The organism is Rhizobacter sp. AJA081-3 (genome assembly GCF_017795745.1).
Taxonomy (GTDB): domain Bacteria; phylum Pseudomonadota; class Gammaproteobacteria; order Burkholderiales; family Burkholderiaceae_C; genus Piscinibacter.
The window spans coordinates 4,238,804-4,257,341 of the sequence record NZ_CP059067.1; the positions used below are offsets into that span (position 1 = coordinate 4,238,804).

16 protein-coding genes are annotated in these 18,538 nt (G+C 70.1%); 8 read left to right on the top strand and 8 right to left on the bottom strand.

The window, feature by feature from the left end; all coding sequences use genetic code 11:
• Window positions 1-42 precede the first annotated feature (42 nt).
• Window positions 43-1,506, bottom strand: a complete 1,464-nt coding sequence (locus HZ992_RS20050) for a sigma-54 interaction domain-containing protein (protein ID WP_209383577.1) — start codon at window positions 1,504-1,506, stop codon at window positions 43-45.
• A gap of 154 nt (window positions 1,507-1,660) precedes the next feature.
• Here HZ992_RS20050 and HZ992_RS20055 point away from each other — a divergent pair, with 154 nt between their 5' ends.
• From HZ992_RS20055 to HZ992_RS26060, 8 genes are read left to right on the top strand one after another with little or no spacing between them, the layout of a single operon-like run.
• Window positions 1,661-2,350 carry a GntR family transcriptional regulator gene (locus tag HZ992_RS20055; protein WP_209383578.1) on the top strand — a complete coding sequence of 230 codons (690 nt, stop codon included), beginning with the start codon at window positions 1,661-1,663 and terminating at the stop codon, window positions 2,348-2,350.
• Window positions 2,340-3,638 carry a malonyl-CoA decarboxylase gene (locus HZ992_RS20060; protein ID WP_209383579.1) on the top strand — a complete coding sequence of 433 codons (1,299 nt, stop codon included), beginning with the start codon at window positions 2,340-2,342 and terminating at the stop codon, window positions 3,636-3,638. The genes HZ992_RS20055 and HZ992_RS20060 overlap by 11 nt, the downstream gene beginning before the upstream one ends.
• Window positions 3,639-3,662: 24 nt before the next feature.
• Entirely contained in the window at window positions 3,663-4,646 is a 984-nt protein-coding gene (locus HZ992_RS20065; protein WP_209383580.1) for a Bug family tripartite tricarboxylate transporter substrate binding protein, read from the top strand.
• 18 nt (window positions 4,647-4,664) lie between these two features.
• Entirely contained in the window at window positions 4,665-5,456 is a 792-nt protein-coding gene (locus HZ992_RS20070) for an enoyl-CoA hydratase/isomerase family protein (protein WP_209383581.1), read from the top strand.
• Window positions 5,457-5,489: 33 nt separating this feature from the next.
• Window positions 5,490-7,034 carry a malonate--CoA ligase gene (locus HZ992_RS20075; RefSeq protein ID WP_209383582.1) on the top strand — a complete coding sequence of 515 codons (1,545 nt, stop codon included), beginning with the start codon at window positions 5,490-5,492 and terminating at the stop codon, window positions 7,032-7,034.
• Window positions 7,027-7,260, top strand: coding sequence for a cysteine-rich CWC family protein (locus tag HZ992_RS20080; protein ID WP_209383583.1), 234 nt, complete (start codon window positions 7,027-7,029; stop codon window positions 7,258-7,260). Before HZ992_RS20075 ends, HZ992_RS20080 begins: the two co-directional genes overlap by 8 nt.
• On the top strand, window positions 7,236-8,891 hold the full coding sequence (locus HZ992_RS20085) for an ExeA family protein (RefSeq protein WP_209383584.1): 1,656 nt from the start codon (window positions 7,236-7,238) through the stop codon (window positions 8,889-8,891). The genes HZ992_RS20080 and HZ992_RS20085 overlap by 25 nt, the downstream gene beginning before the upstream one ends.
• 4 nt (window positions 8,892-8,895) lie before the next feature.
• A complete protein-coding gene (locus HZ992_RS26060) occupies window positions 8,896-9,564 on the top strand; it encodes a general secretion pathway protein GspB (protein ID WP_209383585.1) in 669 nt (222 codons plus the stop codon).
• 83 nt (window positions 9,565-9,647) lie between these two features.
• Here the strand turns inward: HZ992_RS26060 and HZ992_RS20095 are convergent, their stop codons facing one another.
• The 7 genes from HZ992_RS20095 to HZ992_RS20125 all read right to left on the bottom strand — a co-directional run bounded on the left by HZ992_RS20095 (window position 9,648) and on the right by HZ992_RS20125 (window position 18,523).
• Window positions 9,648-9,797, bottom strand: coding sequence for a hypothetical protein (locus HZ992_RS20095; RefSeq protein WP_209383586.1), 150 nt, complete (start codon window positions 9,795-9,797; stop codon window positions 9,648-9,650).
• An 18-nt stretch (window positions 9,798-9,815) separates the two neighbouring features.
• On the bottom strand, window positions 9,816-11,492 hold the full coding sequence (locus HZ992_RS20100) for an MFS transporter (RefSeq protein WP_245213132.1): 1,677 nt from the start codon (window positions 11,490-11,492) through the stop codon (window positions 9,816-9,818).
• Window positions 11,493-11,657: 165 nt separating this feature from the next.
• The gene (locus HZ992_RS20105; protein WP_209383587.1) at window positions 11,658-13,823 is read right to left on the bottom strand and encodes a 3'-5' exonuclease; all 2,166 of its coding nucleotides are present in this window, start codon (window positions 13,821-13,823) and stop codon (window positions 11,658-11,660) included.
• A complete protein-coding gene (locus HZ992_RS20110) occupies window positions 13,820-14,191 on the bottom strand; it encodes a response regulator transcription factor (protein WP_209383588.1) in 372 nt (123 codons plus the stop codon). The genes HZ992_RS20105 and HZ992_RS20110 overlap by 4 nt, the downstream gene beginning before the upstream one ends.
• A complete protein-coding gene (locus HZ992_RS20115; protein ID WP_209383589.1) occupies window positions 14,188-16,842 on the bottom strand; it encodes a sensor histidine kinase in 2,655 nt (884 codons plus the stop codon). Before HZ992_RS20115 ends, HZ992_RS20110 begins: the two co-directional genes overlap by 4 nt.
• 13 nt (window positions 16,843-16,855) lie before the next feature.
• A complete protein-coding gene (locus HZ992_RS20120; protein ID WP_209383590.1) occupies window positions 16,856-17,056 on the bottom strand; it encodes a hypothetical protein in 201 nt (66 codons plus the stop codon).
• 24 nt (window positions 17,057-17,080) lie between these two features.
• On the bottom strand, window positions 17,081-18,523 hold the full coding sequence (locus HZ992_RS20125) for a putative nucleotidyltransferase substrate binding domain-containing protein (protein ID WP_245213133.1): 1,443 nt from the start codon (window positions 18,521-18,523) through the stop codon (window positions 17,081-17,083).
• Window positions 18,524-18,538: the final 15 nt, after the last annotated feature.

Here is an 18,538-nt window from a genome sequence, read left to right on the forward strand (position 1 = left end):
GTACGAGTTTCATGCACTGCCCGGATATCGGACACATCTGGCTCACGCCGAGAGCTTCTCGTAGAGCGTCGCCCGCGAGATGCCGAGCAGGCGCGAAGCGGCGAGCTTGTTGCCGCCGGTGGCGGTGAGCGCCTCGCGGATCGCCTGCGCTTCCAGCTCGGCAACGGCCTGGGGCAGTGACTTCACGCCGGCGATCTTCGGTACCGCTTCGTCGGCGGTCGCAGGCGCCGGCGCCTGGAGCCGCGTCGGCGTTTGCGCAGCATCGAGCACCGCGTCGAAATGGCTGGCCGTGAGCAGGCCGTCGTCGGTCATCAGGCTGGCCTGTTCCAGCGCGTTGCGCAGCTCGCGGATGTTGCCGGGCCAGGGCTGGTGCGCCAGCAGTGCCAGCGCATCGGGCGACAGGCTCTTGTGCGCCATGCCGCTGCGCCGGGCGATGTCGTCGGCCAGCGCTTCGACCAGCGATTCGAGATCGGACAGGCGGTCGCGCAGCGGAGGCAGCCGGATCGGCAGCACGTTGAGCCGGTAGTAGAGGTCGGCGCGGAAACTGCCGGCGCGGACCATCGCGGCGAGATCGCGGCTGGTGGCGGCGATGACGCGCACGTCGACATGCTGCACCTGGTTGCTGCCCAGCGGCTCGACCTCCTGCTCCTGCAGGACGCGCAGCAACTTGGCCTGCAGCGCCAGCGGCATGTCGCCGATCTCGTCGAGGAACAAGGTGCCGCCATGCGCGAGCTTGAACTTGCCGTCGCGGCCCTTGCGGTCGGCGCCGGTGTAGGCACCGGCCGCGACGCCGAAGAACTCGGCCTCGAGCAGGGTGTCGGGCACGGCCGCGATGTTGACGCCGACGAAAGGCCGGGCGGCCCGCGCGCTGGCGGCGTGAATGGCGTGGGCGAGCAGCTCCTTGCCGGTGCCCGTCTCGCCCAGCAGCAGCACCGTGCTGTCGGTCTGCGCCACGCGCCGCGCCTGGCGCTTGACCTCCATCGCCGGCGCGCTCGCGCCAATGAAACTCGCCACCGTGTGCTTGGGCCGGCGCTCGCGGGTCAGGTGCTCGGCGAGTTGCTGACGCGCGCTGTCGAGCTCGCGCTGCAGGCGGCTGAACTTGCCGATCAGCGGCTGCATCGTTGTCTCCGGATGGTCGAGCAGCACCATGCCCATCGCACCGATCACCGTGCCGTTCGGGTCGCGCAGCGGCAGCCGGCTGACCAGGAAGGTGCCGGCCTGGTTGGTCAGCAGGTCGACCAGGATCGGCTGGCCGCTCTCGATCACCTGCGCCATCAGCGTGTTGGGCACAACCTCCTCGACAAGGCGGCCGACGAAGTCGTCCTCCGCATGGCCCAGCGCAGGCAGGAAGCGCTTGTAGCCCTCGCTGATCCAGACGATGCGGTGCTGCCGGTCGACCACCATCATGCCCATCGCCGACTGCGCGAAGGTGTCGAACATCGACTGCGTGGCCATCATCAGCAGGCTGTCGGCGTCGACAGGCAGGTCGGCAGGAATCACGGTCATGGGGCGCTGTGTCGGAAAGTCGGACACTGTAGTCGACCGATGCGGAAACACCACCCCCTCGGGCTGGGGACGGGCATGGCTGACCGATCACCCTGTTCTTGTAATTATGAATTAGTAATTGTAGAGTGGCCGTGAACTCATCGTCAGAACGCGCATGGCCGATCCAATACCGCTCCGCCCTTCATCGCTTCACGAAGAAGTGGCCACTCGCCTTCGAAACATGGTGTTCGAGCGCCAGCTGGCACCGGGCCAGTGGGTCGACGAGCTGGCGCTGGCGCGCGAGTGGCAGATCAGCCGCACGCCGCTGCGCGAGGCGCTGAAGGTGCTGGCTTCCGAGGGCCTGGTGGTGTCGGTGCCGCGGCAGGGCTGCAAGGTGGCCGAGATGTCCGAGGACGATGCCGACCAGTTGCTGCCGGTGATGGCACTGCTCGAGGGCCGTTGCGCCTACGAGGCGGTGCGCCGTGCCGGCGAGGCCGACATCCGGCGGCTGCAGGTGCTGCACGAGCAGCTCGAGAAACATGCCGCCGCGAAGAACATCGACGGCTACTACCGCGCCAACCACGAGTTCCACAGCGCCGTGCAGGCGATGGCCGGCAACCGCTGGCTCGACCGCGCCACCGGCGACCTGCGCCGTTTCGTGCGCCTGCTGCGCGGCCGGCAGCTGCACTGGCCGGGCCGCATGGAGGCGTCGATCAACGAGCATCGCGTGCTGCTCGACGCCATCGTGCAGCGCGACGCGGCGCGCGCCGAGCGTGTCATGCACGACCACCTGCTCGCCCAGCTCGCCGCGCTGAAGGCGCTGCGCCTGCACGAGACCACGCAGGGAGCACCCCATGCTGGATGAGATCAAGAGCGCCGCACGCAAGGTCAACAGCGCACGCCACCTGCGCGGCCTGCTGATCGACTGCCGCCGGCTGCTCTCCGAGCGCGGCGAGGCCAACAGCGTGGCCATTGCGCGCAACGTGGTGGCGCGCTTTCGCGAGCTGCCGGAGGATGAGCAAGCCAGCTTCTTCGAGCGCCTGTCGCGCGACTTCAGCCCCGACCCGAAGCTGGTGTTGCGCCATGCGCAGGCCTATGCCGAGTCGCCGAATGCGCAGACGCTGCTGAGCCTGACGCGCAGCGCCGAGCCACTGCGCCAGGAACTGTTGCGCCGCATCAACCGCTCGCCCGGCGGCACCGGCAGCATCGTCGCGATGCGCCGCGCCCTGCTCGCCCGCGTGAACAAGCAGCCCGAGCTGCAGGCGGTGGAGGCCGACTTCCTGCACCTGCTCTCGAGCTGGTTCAACCCGGGCTTCCTGCGGCTGCAACGCGTGGACTGGAACTCGCCAGCGCAGCTGCTCGAGCAGATCATCCGCCACGAGGCGGTGCACACCATCGACGGCTGGGACGACCTGCGCCGGCGCCTGCAGCCGGATCGCCGCTGCTTTGCCTTCTTCCACCCGCAGCTGCCCGACGAGCCACTCATCTTCGTCGAGGTGGCGCTGCTGCCGGCGATGCCCGAGGCCATTGCGCCGCTGATCGACAAGGCCTCCGAGCCGCTGCCGCCGGCCCAGTTCAAGGTGGCGGCGTTCTACTCGATCAGCAACTGCCAGCCGGGGCTCAAGGGCGTGTCGCTGGGCAACTTCCTGATCAAGCGCGTGGCCGAGGAGCTCAAGCGCGAGCTGCCGCAGCTCAGGACCTTCTGCACGCTCTCGCCGATCCCCGGCTTCGCGCGCTGGGTGCGCGCCGGCGCGCCCTGCGCGGGCCTGACGAAGACGCGGGCGCAGCGGCTGGCGGAAGCACTGGCCACGCTCACGCACGCCTGCGGCGGCGATCTCGACCGGCTCACCCATGCCGCCGGCCTGCGCGCCCTGCCGGCCGAGGCCTCGCAGGCGCTGCTGCGCCTGGGCGCCTACTACCTCGGCTGGCACGCCACCGCCGAGGGCGGCGACCCGGTGGCACGCTTCCACCTCGACAACGGCGCCCGTCTCGAACGGCTCGACCCTCTCGCCGACCTGTCGGCCAAGGGCCTGCGCCAGTCGTTCGGCCTGATGGTCAACTACCTCTACGACCTCGACAAGGTAGAGACACACCATGAGAAGTTCGTCCAGGGAGAAGTGGCACAGTCACGCCTCCTGTCGTCGCTGCTCTGACCATTCCCCAACCACGGAGACACCATGAACCGAACCCGCCCGTCCCGCCTGCGCCGTGCCACGCTGGGGCTCGCGCTTGCCGCCGCGGCCCCCTGGGCCGCCGCCCAGGCCTGGCCTGCCAAGCCGGTGACCATCGTCGTGCCCTTCCCGCCCGGTGGGGGGACCGACGCCTTCGCGCGGCCGCTGTTCGCGGTGATGACGAAGAACCTGGGCAAGCAGTTCGTCATCGACAACCGCGGCGGCGCCGGCGGCACGCTGGGCGCGGGCATCGCGGCCAAGGCGGCGCCCGACGGCTACACCTTCTTCATGGGCGCCGTGCACCACACGATCGCGCCGTCGATGTACCCCAAGCTCGACTACAACATCGAGTCCGACTTCGCACCCGTGGGCCTGATCTCCAGCGTACCGCAGGTGATCGTGGTGAACCCGCAGCGTGTGGCCGCCACCGACCTGCCGGGCCTGCTGGACTTCATCCGCAAGAACCCGGGCAAGCTGAACTACGCCTCCGCGGGCAACGGCACCTCGCACCACCTGGCCGGCGAGCTGTTCAAGCTGCAGACCAAGACCTTCATCACGCACATCCCGTACCGCGGCGCGGGCCCGGCGCTGCAGGACCTGATCGCCGGCCAGGTGGACATGATGTTCGACGGCCTCGGCTCGTCGGCCAATCACATCAAGGGCGGGCGCATCAAGGCCATCGCAGTGGCCAGCGAGAAGCACGCGCCGGGCTTCCCCAACGTGCCGACCTCCAAGGAAGGCGGCGTGCCGACCTACCAGGTCGCCACCTGGTACGGGCTGTGGGCTCCCAAGGGAACGCCCAAGGAGGCCATCGACGCCATGCAGGCGGAGATGCGCAAGGCGTTGAACTCCGACGAACTGAAGACCGCCTGGAACGGCCTGGGTGCCGAGACGCCGAACCTCTACGGCGACGCCTTCGGCAAGTTCGTCGGCAGCGAGGTGAAGCGCTGGGCCGAAGTGGTCAAGGCCTCGGGCGCGAAGCTGGACTGAACATGGAGTCCTGCTGAGATGGCCGGCTCGATCACGCTGGAGCGCAGCGAAGGCGACGGCGTCGCCTTCCTGACGCTGTCGAACCCGGGCAAGCTCAACGCGATCGATATCGCGATGTGGCGCGAGCTGCATGCGCTGATGCTGCACCTGCAGGCGCTGCCGCCCGAAGATGCGCCGCATGCGGTGATCGTGCGCGGCGCCGCGGGCCAGTTCGCCTCCGGCGGCGACATCGTCGAGTTCGCCAGCTTTCGCTTCGAGGAGCACTCGCTGCGCGACTTCCACGAGAACGTCGTCGCGCCAGCGCTGCACGCGCTGCTCGACTGCGACATCCCACTGTATGCGCAGATCGAGGGCGCCTGCATCGGCGGCGGGCTGGAGATCGCCGCCTGCTGCGACATCCGCATCTGCGGCGAAGGCAGCCGCTTCGGCGCGCCGATCGCCCGGCTCGGCTTCCCGATGGCGCCGCTGGAGATCGACGTGGTGGCGCGCCTGGCCAGCGAGCCGCTGCTGCGCGAGATGCTGCTCGAGGCCCGGCTGCTGACCGCCGCGGCGGCGCTGCAGCACGGCCTGGTGCATGCCGTGGTGCCCGACGCCGAGGTGGCCGTGCTGACGCTGCGCCGCGCGCAGGCGCTGGCCGTGCTGTCGCCGCAAGCCGCGCGCATCAACAAGCGCACGCTGCGCCAGTTCAGCACCGGCGGCCCGACGGACGCGCAGCGCGAGGCCCACTACGCCTACGCCGACAGCCACGAGCACCGCGAAGGCGTGACCGCCTTCATCGAGAAGAGAACGCCGAAATTCCAGAGGGGCTGACCGACCCAAGGCGGCCGGCGGCACGGAGAGACCATGAGCCACAACGACAACCTGTTCGTCGCGCTGCGCGACGCCTTCCCGGCCGAACGCGGCCGCACCGCGATCGAGACGGCCGACGGCCCCGGCGCGCCGCTCTTCTACACCTGGGACGACCTCGACCGCGCGACGGCGATGATCGCCAACCTGCTCGCCTCGCTGGAGCTGCCTTCGGGCGCGCGCGTGGCGGTGCAGACCGAGAAGTCGGTCGAGGCGCTGCTGCTCTACCTCGCGGTGCTGCGCGCCGGCTACGTGTTCCTGCCGCTGAACACCGCCTACCAGGCCGCCGAGATCGAGTACTTCATCGGCAACGCCGAGCCCAGCGTGGTGGTGTGTTCGGGCAAGAACTTCGGCTGGGTGTCGAAGATCGCCTTCAAGGCCGGCACCCGCCATGTCTTCACGCTCAACGAAGACCGCAGCGGCACGCTGCTCGAGCGCGCGGCCTGGCATGCCGACCGCCACGAGCCGGCGCAGAAGCACGCCGACGACCTGGCCGCCATCCTCTACACCAGCGGCACCACCGGGCGCAGCAAGGGCGCGATGCTGACCCACGGCAACCTGCTGTCCAACGCGCGGGTGCTGAAGAGCTACTGGGGCTGGACCGACGGCGACGTGCTGATCCACGCGCTGCCGATCTTCCATGTGCACGGACTCTTCGTCGCCTCGCACGGCGCGCTGCTCAACGGCAGCAAGATGATCTGGCTGGCGAAGTTCGACCCCGCCACGGTGGTCAGGCGCCTGCCGGAGGCGACCGTCTTCATGGGCGTGCCCACGCTGTACGTGCGCCTGCTCGCCGAGCCTGGCTTCGGGCGCGAGGCCTGCCGCCGCATGCGCCTGTTCGTGGCCGGCTCGGCGCCGCTGCTGATCGAGACCTTCAACGAGTTCCGCGAGCGCACCGGCCACACCATCCTCGAGCGCTACGGCATGAGCGAGACGGTGATGCTCACCTCCAACCCCTACGCCCCGAAGGACGGCGAGCGCCGCGGCGGCACGGTGGGCTTCCCGCTGCCCGGCGTGGGCGTGCGCGTCAGCGGCGAGAACGGCCAGCCCTGCCCCGCCGGCGAGATCGGCGGCATCGAGGTCAAAGGCCCGAACGTCTTCCACGGCTACTGGCGCATGCCGGAGAAGACGAAGGAAGAGTTCACCGCCGACGGCTGGTTCAAGACCGGCGACGTCGGCAAGATCGACGAGCGCGGCTACGTGAGCATCGTCGGGCGCAGCAAGGACCTGATCATCACCGGCGGCTACAACGTCTACCCGGCCGAGATCGAGGGCTACCTCAACGAGATGGAGGGCGTGGCCGAGAGCGCAGTGGTCGGCGCGCCGCACCCCGACTTCGGCGAGGGCGTGGTGGCGGTGGTGGTGGCGCGCCCCGGCGCGAAGCCCGACGCGGCGGCGCTGATCGCCGCATTGAAGTCGCGCATCGCCAACTTCAAGGTGCCCAAGCACCTGTTCGTCGTCGACGACCTGCCGCGCAACACCATGGGCAAGGTGCAGAAGAACCTGCTGCGCGACAAGCACAAGGGACTGTTCGGTGCCTGAGGCCGCGGCACCGGAATCGCGCTGCCCGCGCTGCGGCGGCGAGTTCCATTGCGGTGTCTCGGACGCCGGGCCCTGCGCCTGCACGACCCTGACGCTGACGCCCGCACTGCGCGCCGAACTCGGCGCCCGATTCCAGGGCTGCCTGTGCCTGGCCTGCCTGCGCGAACTCTCGGCCGAGCCGTCCCGGGTATCCTGCACTCCATGTACGCCCGATTCTTCGGCCTGAGGCAACAGCCTTTCTCGATCGCTCCCGATCCGCGCTACCTCTACATGAGCGAGCGCCACCGCGAGGCGTTGGCGCACCTGCTGTACGGCGTGCGCGGCGGCGGCGGCTTCGTGCTGCTGACCGGCGAGATCGGCGCGGGCAAGACCACGGTGTGCCGCTGCTTCCTCGAGCAGATCCCCAAGCGCTGCAACGTCGCCTACATCTTCAACCCGAAGCAGACCGTCACCGAGCTGCTGCGCTCGGTGTGCGACGAGTTCCGCATCCCGCGCCGGCCCGAGGGCGCGACGGTGAAGGACTACGTCGACGCGCTCAACGAGTTCCTGCTGCACACGCACTCGGTCGGCCAGACCAGCGTGCTGATCATCGACGAGGCGCAGAACCTGTCGGCCGACGTGCTCGAGCAGCTGCGCCTGCTGACCAACCTCGAGACCAACGAGCGCAAGCTGCTGCAGATCGTGCTGATCGGCCAGCCCGAGCTGCGCACCATGCTCGCGCGGCCGGAGCTGGAGCAGCTCGCGCAACGCGTCATCGCTCGCTTCCACCTGCAGGCGCTGACACCGAAGGAGACCGTGCAGTACATCCGCCACCGCCTCGCGGTGGCCGGCATGAACCGCCCGCTGCCCTTCGAGCGCGACGCGCTCAAGCGCATCCACCAGCTCTCGCGCGGCGTGCCGCGGCGCATCAACCTGCTGTGCGACCGCGCGCTGCTCGGCGCCTATGCGGGCAACCGGCCGGCGGTGGACGCCGCGATCGTCGACAAGGCCGCGGCCGAGGTGTTCGACGGCACGCTGCCACCCGAGACGACGCCAGCCCGGCCGGGCTGGCAACGCGCCGCGATGGCGGCTGCGGCGGTAGGCGGCTTGGCGCTGGCGGTGTGGGCCGGCGTAGCCTACGAGCGCCGCGCCGCGGCGGGCGCGACCGCCGCCGCCGCACCGGCCAGCGCCGTGGCCCTGGCGGCGTCAGCGCCCGCCTCGGCGGTGGCAGCGGCCGCGTCAGCGGCGACCGCAGCTGCATCCGCAGCCTCGGCCGCCGCCGCGGCGGTGCCGGCCGACCCGAAGGCCGTGCTCGCCTCGGCCTTCCGCAGCGAGAAGGACGCCTGGCGCGCGCTGGCCACGCAGTGGAAGCTGACGCTCGACGACGGCGAGCCCTGCGCCGCCGCTGCGAAACAACAGCTGCAGTGCTTTCGCAGCAGCAGCACGCTGGCGCTGATCCGCCTGCTCGACCGGCCGGTGCTGCTGACGCTGCAGCCCGGCGGCGGCAAGCCGGCCTACGCGCTGCTCACCGGCCTGTCGATGCGCCAGGCGACGCTGCGCACCGAGGTCGGGCTGCAAGCGCTGCCGCTGGCCTCTCTGGCCGAGGTGTGGCGCGGCGAATTCGCGACGCTCTGGCGCTCGCCGCCCGGTTATGCCGACGGTGCGCCCGTGGACTGGCTGTCGACGCAGCTCGCCGCCGCGCAAGGCATGCCGGCGCCGAGCGCGCCGACGCGCTTCGACGCCGCGCTGCGCAGCCGGCTCAATGCCTTCCAGGTGGCGCAGGGCCTCAAGCCCGACGGCCTGGCGGGCCCGCTGACGCTCATGCAGATCAACCGCGCCACCGGCGTGGACGAGCCGCAGTTGCAGGACGAAAGGTAAGCCGATGTCCTACATCCTCGATGCCCTGCGACGCGCCGATGCGGAGCGTGAGCGTGGCGGCGTGCCGGGCCTCCACACGCAGCCGACACCGAGCGCCGGCGACGACGACGAGGCCAGCGCGCCCGCGCGCGGCCTGCGGCCCTGGCACTGGGTCGTGCTCGGCCTGGCCGGCGGGCTGGCCGCGGCGGTGGCCTGGCAGTGGCCGGGCAGCGAGGTGCCGACGGCGCCGCTGCCAACGCCGCCGGTGCCGATGGCGGCCGCGCCGGCCCTGGAGTCTGCGCCGGCACCGGTGCCGGTCGTCACGCCGCGTCCTGCGCCGGCTCCCGTGGCGGCGCCACCGGCCACGCCGGTGGAGATCGCGCCGATGCGTGCGACACCCAAGCCTGCTCCCGCAACCGCCAGCGCGGCCGCGCCCGCGCCGGTCGCCCCGGCCGCCGCACCGACACGCGTGGCCTCGCTGGCCGATCTGCCGGTGGAGGCGCGCCGCGGCCTGCCGCCTCTGGCCTTCGGCGGCTCGATCTACTCGAACACGCCGGCCAACCGCCTGCTGATCGTCAACGGCCAGCTGATGCACGAGGGCGATGCGCTCGGCCCCGGCGTCACTCTGGAGCAGATCAAGCCCAAGGCCGCGGTGCTGAACATCGGCGGCCAGCGTTTCGAGATCGGGCTCTGAGAAGCTGCGAATGAGCCGGCCATGAAAACGGCCGGCGCGGTCGCGAGACCGGCCGGCCGAGACGGGCAAACGCCCGCGGCAGACTACTTCGGTGCGGAGGCCGGCGCGGCGGCCGGGGCGTGGGTCGCCTCGGCACCGTGCTTCTCGCCACCCATGTCGATGTCACCGCCCTTCATCAGCACGAAGATGGCGAGGGCGGAGAACACCGCGAAGCCCAGAAGGATCTTCCACATGGTCCGGGTCTCCTGCGCTCAGTCCTGGGCGTAGATGTCGACGTCCTTGGTCTCGCGCACGAACAGCATGCCGATGACGAAGGTCGCGCCGGCGATGATGATCGGGTACCACAGGCCGTTGTACATGTTGCCGGTCTGCGCCACGATGGCGAAGGCGGTGGTGGGCAGCAGGCCGCCGAACCAGCCGTTGCCGATGTGGTACGGCAGGCTCATCGAGGTGTAGCGGATGCGCGTGGGGAACATCTCCACCAGCATTGCGGCGATCGGGCCGTACACCATGGTCACCAGGATCACCAGGATGACCAGGATGCCGATGATCAGCGGCTTGTTCATCTTCGCCGGGTCTGCCTTGGCCGGGTAGCCGGCTGCCTTGAGCGTGTCGGCCACGCTCTTCTTGAACTCGCCGTCCTTCTTCTTCGCTTCGTCGGCGGCGATGCCCTTGGACGTGTAGCTGGCGATCACGGTCTCGCCGATCTTGATGGTGGCGGGCGTGCCGGCGGCGGCCGCTTCGTTGTCGTAGCTCACCGAGCTGGCGGCCAGCACCTGCTTGGCGATGTCGCACGAGCTGGTGAACTTGGCGGTGCCGGTCGGGTTGAACTGGAACGAGCACTCGGCCGGGTCGGCGGTGACGACGACCTTGTTCTTCGCCTGCGCGGCGGCGAGGTCGGGGTTGGCCGCCTCGGTCAGCGCCTTGAACAGCGGGAAGTAGGTCAGCGCGGCGATCAGGCAGCCGGCCATGATGATGGGCTTGCGGCCGATCTTGTCGGACAGCGAGCCGAAGATGATGAAGAACGGCGTGCCGATCAGCAGCGAGATGGCGATCATGATGTTCGCCGTCGCGCCGTCGACCTTCAGCGCCTGCGTCAGGAAGAACAGCGCGTAGAACTGGCCCGTGTACCAGACCACGGCCTGGCCGGCGGTCAGGCCGATCAGCGCCAGGATGACGATCTTCAGGTTCTTCCACTGGCCGAAGGACTCGGTTAGCGGCGCCTTCGAGGTCTTGCCCTCTTCCTTCATCTTCTTGAAGGCGGGCGACTCGTTCATTGACAGGCGGATCCACACGCTGATGGCCAGCAGGGCGATCGAGACGATGAACGGGACACGCCAGCCCCACTCGGCGAAGGCCTGCTCGCCGATCAGCGTGCGGGTGCCGAGAATCACCATCAGCGACAGGAACAGGCCCAGCGTCGCGGTGGTCTGGATCCACGACGTGTAGGCGCCGCGCTTGCCGTGCGGCGCATGCTCGGCGACATAGGTCGCGGCACCGCCGTACTCGCCGCCCAGGGCCAGGCCCTGCAGCAGGCGCAGGCCGATCAGGATGACCGGCGCGGCCACGCCGATGCTGGCGTAGGTGGGCAGGATGCCGACGATGAAGGTCGACAGGCCCATGATCAGGATGGTGACCAGGAAGGTGTACTTGCGGCCGATCATGTCGCCCAGGCGGCCGAAGAAGATGGCCCCGAACGGACGCACGATGAAGCCGGCAGCGAAGGCCAGCAGCGCGAAGATGAAGGCCGAGCCGGCATCCAGCCCCGAGAAGAACTGCTTGGCGATGATGGCCGCCAGCGAACCGTAGAGATAGAAGTCGTACCACTCGAAGACGGTGCCGAGCGAGGACGCGAAGATGACCTTCTTTTCCTCTGCGGTCATCGGCGTCGCCGTGGCGGCCTTGCCGCCCATCGTGCTGGTTGCCATGTATTGCTCCTGAAAGTGCGAAGCCGCCCCCTGGCGGCACGGAGCGCACTGTCGACGCAGGCTCTGACCGGCTTCTGACGCTGGCCCAACACAGGCTGACAAACTCAGGCATAACCCGGAGCCCGCATTTCTCGATGTGAGATTCAGCGGACTTCTCAGGGAAACTCAGTAGCTCACGCGGGCGAAGTAGGTCTTCTGCGCGGCCTCGCGCGCCTGGCCCAGCGTGTGGATGCCACGTTCGGCCAGCAGCGGGATCAGCTTGAGGAAGATCTCGGCCGTGACCATCGCATCGCCCACGGCGGTGTGCCGGCCCAGGATCGGCACGCCCAGGCGCTCGGCGATCGCCTCCAGGCGGTGCGACTCCTGCTGCGGGTGCACCACGGCCGACAGCAGCAGCGTGTCGAGCACTGGCTGGTCGAACACCACGCCCGTGGCAGCCTGCTTGAGCTCGAGGAAGCGCATGTCGAAGGCGGCGTTGTGGGCCACCAGCACGGTGTCCTGCGCGAAGGCGTGGAAGGCGGGCAGCACGGTGTCGATGGCCGGCGCGCCGGCCACCATGGCGGGCGTGATGCCGTGGATCGGGATCGAAGCCTCGGGGATGTCGCGCCGCGGGTCGACGAGCTGCTCGAAGCAGTCCTCGCGGCGCAGCTTGCCGGCGACGATGCGTGTGGCGCCGATCTGGATGATCTCGTCGCCCTCGGAAGGCGCGAGGCCGGTGGTCTCGGTGTCGAACACGGTGTAGCTGAGCTCGGCCAGCGGGTGGTCGGCCAGTTCGCGGGACTGCTCGCTGGCGCGGAACAGGTCGAAGTCGTAGACCTCGGGCCGGCTCTCGCTGCGCACGAACTGCGCCGCATCGAGCTGCTCGCTGCTCGCCGCCAGTGGCAGCAGCAGACGGAAGAAGGACTCGTGGCGCACCCGCTCGCGCTCGAACCAGAAGGCGCCATCGTGGCGCTCGACGACGTCGCGCACCGTCAGCGCCAGGCTCTCGGTGCCGATGCGCATGGTGTCGGTCTCCCAGCCCATCACCGTCTCGGTGCTCATCGCCTGGCCGATCCAGGCCAGGTCGAGCCGCGCGCGGCCCGCGGCCACGGCCAGCCGCAGCTGCACCAGCTTGATCTCGTACTCGTCGACGAGCCGCCCGGCCAGGTAGACCAGCGCCTGCAGCACGGAGAAGCTGTCGACCTTCAGCCACAGCGCGGCATCGACGCCGTCGGTGGCCACGCGGCAGCCACACTGCGCCTCGATGCGCCGCGCCGCGGCGGCCACCAGGTCGGCGCCGAGCATCTCCTCGAGCGGCCAGCGGGTCTTCATGGTCTGCGCGGTGTGGCTGGCGAGCTGCTGGATGCGCTGGCTCATCGCCCCGACCTCGTCGCGGATGACGCCGTGGAAACGCTCGCGCGTGGCGGCATCGACGTCCTCGTAGTCGAGCATCTCCACCGCCGCCTGCAGGTTGCCCAGCGAGGCGCGGCTGCCTTCGGTCAGGCCGTGCAGGAGCTTGTCGCGCTCGGACTCGTCGGCGAAGTCGCGGGTGATGTTCTCCAGCATCAGCACGAAGCCGTTCAGCGCGGCTTCGTCGTTAGAGGCATCGATGGCACGAACAGGGGCCATCTGCACCCGCAGCAGCTGCCCGGCGCGCGTGCCGGTGACGAACTGCGCCGACGGGTGCGCCGCGCCGCGCTGCAGGCGCTGCTGGACGCTCTCCAGCGCATGGGCGATCAGCGCGCGGTCGAACACGGTGTAGATCGAGCGGCCCAGGCCGATCAGCTCGGCGCCGCCGCCCACCGCGGGCGCGGTGGAGAGCGCGCGGAACTGCGTGCGCGCGCGGCTGTTGTAGAGCAGGATGCGGCCGTCGAGGTTGCAGACGACGACGCTCTGCGTCAGCTCGGCCATCAGCGCGGCCAGGCGGTTGCGCTCCTGCTCGACACTTCGGCTGGCCTCGCGCACCTGCTCGGCGACGTCGGCACGCAGGCCGTCGCGCTGGCGCGCGAGCTGGTTGATCACCTCGGCCAGCGCCTTCGTTTCGGCGCTGCCTTCGGGCGCGATCTCGCGCTGCACGTCGGCGGCAAGCAGCACGCGCGCTTCTTCCGCCAGCCGCGCCGAAGCGGCCACCCAGCGCAGGTAGGCGGCGCGCGCCAGCCAGCCGAGCACGCCCGACAGGACCAGCCAGCCCAGCAGCAGCAGTGCGCCGCGCGGCTCGAGCATCGCGCCCAGCGCGGTGCGCTCGGCCGGCTCCAGCGTGGCCGTGAACAGGCCCCAGCCGCCCAGCGCCCACAGCGCCAGCACGGCGCCCGGCGCCAGCGTTGCGGCAACTTCGCGCTTGTCGACCTTCATGCCGCCGACAGCATCTCGCGCACCTTCTCGGCCAGTTCCTTGGTCGAGAAGGGCTTGGTCATGTAGGCATCGGCACCCATGGCACTGCCCTTGGCGATGTCGGTGTCACGGCCCTTGGCGCTGAGCATGAGGATCTTCACGCCGGCCAGCGCCTCGTCGGCACGCACGGCCTGGCAGACCTCGAAACCGCTCATGCCCGGCATCATCACGTCCAGCAGCACCAGGTCGGGCCGCGTGCTGCGGATCGCCTCGAGCGCGGCCGGGCCGTCGCGCGCGATGCTCACCGCGTGGCCTTCGCGCTTCATCAGGAACTCCAGCGAGATGACGATGTTCGGCTCGTCATCGGCAATCAGCACGCGCTTGTTCATGCGCCTGTCTCCTCTTGTTGTCTTGTCCACGGCAGCTCGAAGGCGAAGCAGGCGCCCCGTCCCGGCTCGGACCGGAGCCACATCCGCCCGCCGAAATGCTCGACGATCTGGCGGCTGATCGGCAAGCCCAGGCCGGTGCCCTGCGGTCGATTCGCCGCGTCGCCACCTTGGCGGAATTTCTCGAACACGAGTTGCTGCTGATCAAGGGGCACGCCCGGGCCGTTGTCGACCACCTCGACCTGCGCGGCACGCGCATCGATTGTCAGCCTCACCTCGACCCGGCCGCTGCCCGCCGGCACGAACTTGGCCGCGTTGCTCAGCAGGTTGAGCAGCACCTGCAGCAGCCGGTCGCGGTCGGCGTGCAGCGTCGGCACCGCCTCGGGCTGCTGCACGCTCACCAGGGCACCGCGCTCGCGGAACACCTCGGCCGTCGTCTGCACCGCATGGGCGATCAGCTCGCGCAGGTCGATTTCGTCGTTGCGCCATTCGGCGTGGCCGGACTCGATCTTCGCCATGTCCAGCACCTGGTTCACAAGGCGGCTCAGGCGCTCGGCCTCGCCGACCACCAGGCCGAGGAACTGCTGGCGCTGCTCGCCAGCCATGTCGGGGTCGTCGCGCATCAGCTCGGCGAAGGCGCGGATCGAGGTCAGCGGCGTGCGCAGCTCGTGCGTCACCGAGGACATGAAGTCGTCCTTCAGGCGGTCCAGGCTTTCCAGCTGGCGATTCAGCGCACGCACCTGCGAGGCTTCGTCGAGCATGCGCAGGATGTCTTCCGGCGCCAGCGGCTCCTCCTCGACCACCGAGGCCATCACCGCGCGGGCCGAGGCGCTGCCGATCGCGCCGGCCAGCTGCGTCTCGACATGCTGCACGAGCTGCGCGTCGGGGGCGATGCGCTCGACGTCCGCCACGCCGGCACGCCGAGCATAGTCGGCGAACAGGCGCTGCGCCGGCTCGGCGCCGAGGAAGCGCGTGGCCAGCTGCTGCAGTTCGGCCAGCCGCGCGCGGCCGCGCCAGAACACCGGCGCGCCGGCCGAGCGCTGGAACACGTCGACGAACAGCAATGCCTGCGTCGCCTCGCGTGCCGACGGCGCACGGGCCAGCGACACCGCCACATATAGCCCGGCATTGGCCAGCAGGCTCCACAGCAGCGCATGGGTGAGGCTGTCCAGCCCGGTGAGGCCGAGCAGTTGCTCGGGCCGCAGCAGCGCGATGCCGAACGGCCCGTCGGTCAGGAAGCCGGTGGCCAGCCAGCCCGACTTGGCGATCGACGGCAGCAGCAGCGTCCAGCTCCACAGCGCGAAGCCGGCCAGCAGCCCGGCCAGCGCGCCGGCGCGGGTGCCGCCCTTCCAGTACATGCCGCCGAGCAGCGCGGGCGCGAATTGCGCCACCGCGGCGAAGCTGATCAGCCCGATGCTGACCAGCGCATAGGCCTCGCCGGCGACGCGGAAGTACAGGTAACCCAGCAGCAGCAGCACGACGATGACCACGCGCCGCACCGCCAGCGGCACACCGCTGAGGTCGCTCGAGGCGCGGTGCCGCAGGCGCAGCAGCAGCGGCATCACCAGGTCGTTGCTGACCATGGTCGACACCGCGATGGCCTCGACGATCACCATGCCGGTGGCCGCCGACAGCCCGCCGATGAAGGCCACCAGCGCCAGCCACGACTGGCCGTTGGACAGCGGCAGCGAGAGCACGAAGGTCTCGGGGTCGGCGCCGCCCACGCCGAAGTGCAGCAGCCCGCCCAGCGCGATCGGCAGCACGAACAGGTTGATCAGCAGCAGATAGGCCGGGAAGGCCCAGGTGGCGCGCTGGACGTGGCGCTCGTCGACGTTCTCCACCACCATCACCTGGAACTGGCGCGGCAGGAAGATCACCGACAGCATGGCCAGCAGCGTGAGCGCGAACCACTGCCCGCCGGCGAACTTCGACTCGCCGCCGAGCCCGGACAGGCCGCTCAGCGCGGGCTGCGCCGCGGCGCGCGCGAAGATGTCGCCGGGGCCATCGAACAGGCCCCAGCAGACGAAGATGCCGATGGCCAGGAAGGCGAGCAGCTTGACCACCGACTCGAAGGCGATCGCCGCGACCATGCCTTCGTGGCGCTCGCTGGTGTCGAGGTGGCGCGTGCCGAAGGCGACGGTGAAGCCGGCCAGCGCGAGCGCGATGTACAGCGTGCTGTCGCTCCACCAGGGCCCGCTGCCGCCGTGCGTGCCGGTGAGCACCGTCAGGCCGCTGGCGATGGCTTTGAGCTGCAGCGCCACGTAGGGCAGGATGCCCACCAGAGCGATCAGCGTGACCAGCGCGGCCAGCGTGCGGCTCTTGCCATAGCGGCTGGCGATGAAGTCGGCGATCGAGGTGATGCGGTAGCTGCGCGCGATGCGGATCATCTTGCGCAGCAGCGAGCCGGCCAGCAGCATCGCCAGCGTCGGGCCGAGGTAGATGGGCAGGAACCACAGGCCCGACGAGGCGGCGCGGCCGATGCTGCCGAAGTACGTCCAGGCGGTGCAGTACACGCCCATCGACAGCGTGTAGACCCAGGCATTGCCGATCACCGAGCGGCCCGCGCGCGCACGCCGGTCGGCCCAGTGCGCCACGCCGAACAGCATCAGCAGGTAGGCGAACGAGGCGGCGAGGACCAGCGGGGCGGACAGCATGTCGGTGCGCTCGCTAGTCGTCGCCGGGCGCTTCGGCGACCCAGGCCGCCAGGCCGATCAGCAGCGCCCAGCCGCCGAACAGGGCCAGCGGCAGCAGCGGGATGCCGGCGATCGTGCCGGCGCGGTCCCACAGCGTGAGCAGCGGGAAGTTCAGCAGCCCCCAGCCGGCGGCGAAGAGTGCGAGCAGCCGCTGGTTGCGCAGGCGTTCGGACATCGTCGTGCTCCCTTCACGGCGCCGTCACAGCGCATCGAGCCGGAAGCGCTGGCGCAGCAGCGCGCGAAAGCGCTTGTTGATCGCTAGCGCGTCCTTGAGCTGGTCGCCATCCATCGTGCTGAGCTCCGACGGGCGCACCAGATTGCCCGGCGTCTCGCCTTGTTCGCGCTGGCGCAGCTGGTGGCGCAGCTTCAGCGCCATCAGGTAGTGCAGCGCCTCGAGCAGGTCGCGGCCGAGCTCGGGCTCGACGATGCCACGCTCGACGAGGCGGCGCAGCCGCGCGGCCGTGCCGCTCTCGTGCACGCCGTGCTGCAGGCTGAGCGCACGCACGCCGTGCACGATCGGGAAGGTGCCGAGCTTCTTCAGGTCCAGCGGCTGCTCGTCGTTGCGCGCGGTCAGGCGCTGCCACCAGCGCTGCGGCTCGTCGAACTGATCGGCCGCCGCCGCGAAGCGCGCGAGGAACGCATCGCCGCCGGCGAGGATGCGGTCGAGGTGCTCGCGCACCTCGCGCAGCAGGGTGGCATCGCCGGCCACCGCGGCGGCGTCGTAGAAGATCGCCAGGTGCATCGGCCCGTCCGGGCCAGCCCCGTAAATCCATTCGCGCAGCGTCTCGCGGAAGCTCGACACCGACGCGCGCCACATCGGATTGGTCAGCATGATCTGCCCGGGGCAAGGCGGGTAGCCGAACTCGGCCAGCGCGGCGTTGAAGTTCGCCGCGATCTCGGCCAGGCGCGGATGATCGAAGCCGTCGCGCAGCAGCAGCGCGTTGTCCTGGTCGGTCTTGAGGATCTGCTCGCCGCGGCCTTCGCTGCCCATCACCAGCAGGCAGCTGTTGGCCACCAGCTCCGGCGGCGCGAGCAGGCTCCACAGCCGCGCGAAGAGGCGGTGGTTCATCTCGCCGACCAGCCGCGCGATGCGCTCGATCTTGATGCCGCCGTCGTGCAGCAGGCCGACCATCGCGTCGATGCGCAACGCCGCGGCCTTCAGGTCGTCCACCGATTCGGCCTCGTCGATCTGCACCGCGACGATGTGCGAATGGTTGGCGACGAAGCTCACCAGGTCGAGCTGGCCGAGCACGCCCAGCACCTGCTCGCCGTCACGCACCAGCAGCCGGTGCACGCGGTGGCGCACCATCAGCCACAGCGCCTCGAACAGCTCGGCGTCGGCGTCGATCTCGATCAGGCCGAAGCGCGACACCTCGCGCACCGCCAGCGCGGCCGGCGGCACGTCGCGCAGCAACGCATCGCGCAGGTCGGTGGTGGTGAAGATGCCCAGGCGCTCGCCGTCCGCCGTGGCGTCCTTCACCAGGGCAACGGTCAGGCCCTGCTGCGAGAGCAGCCGGCACACCGACACCAGGTCGAGCCCGCCATTGACGTAGAAGGGCTTTCGCACGTAGGCGTCGCGCACGCGCGCGGTGACCAGCGAGAGCATCTCGCGTTGCGATTCAGGTCCGCGGCTTGTCGGCATGGGCGGGGGCGATCG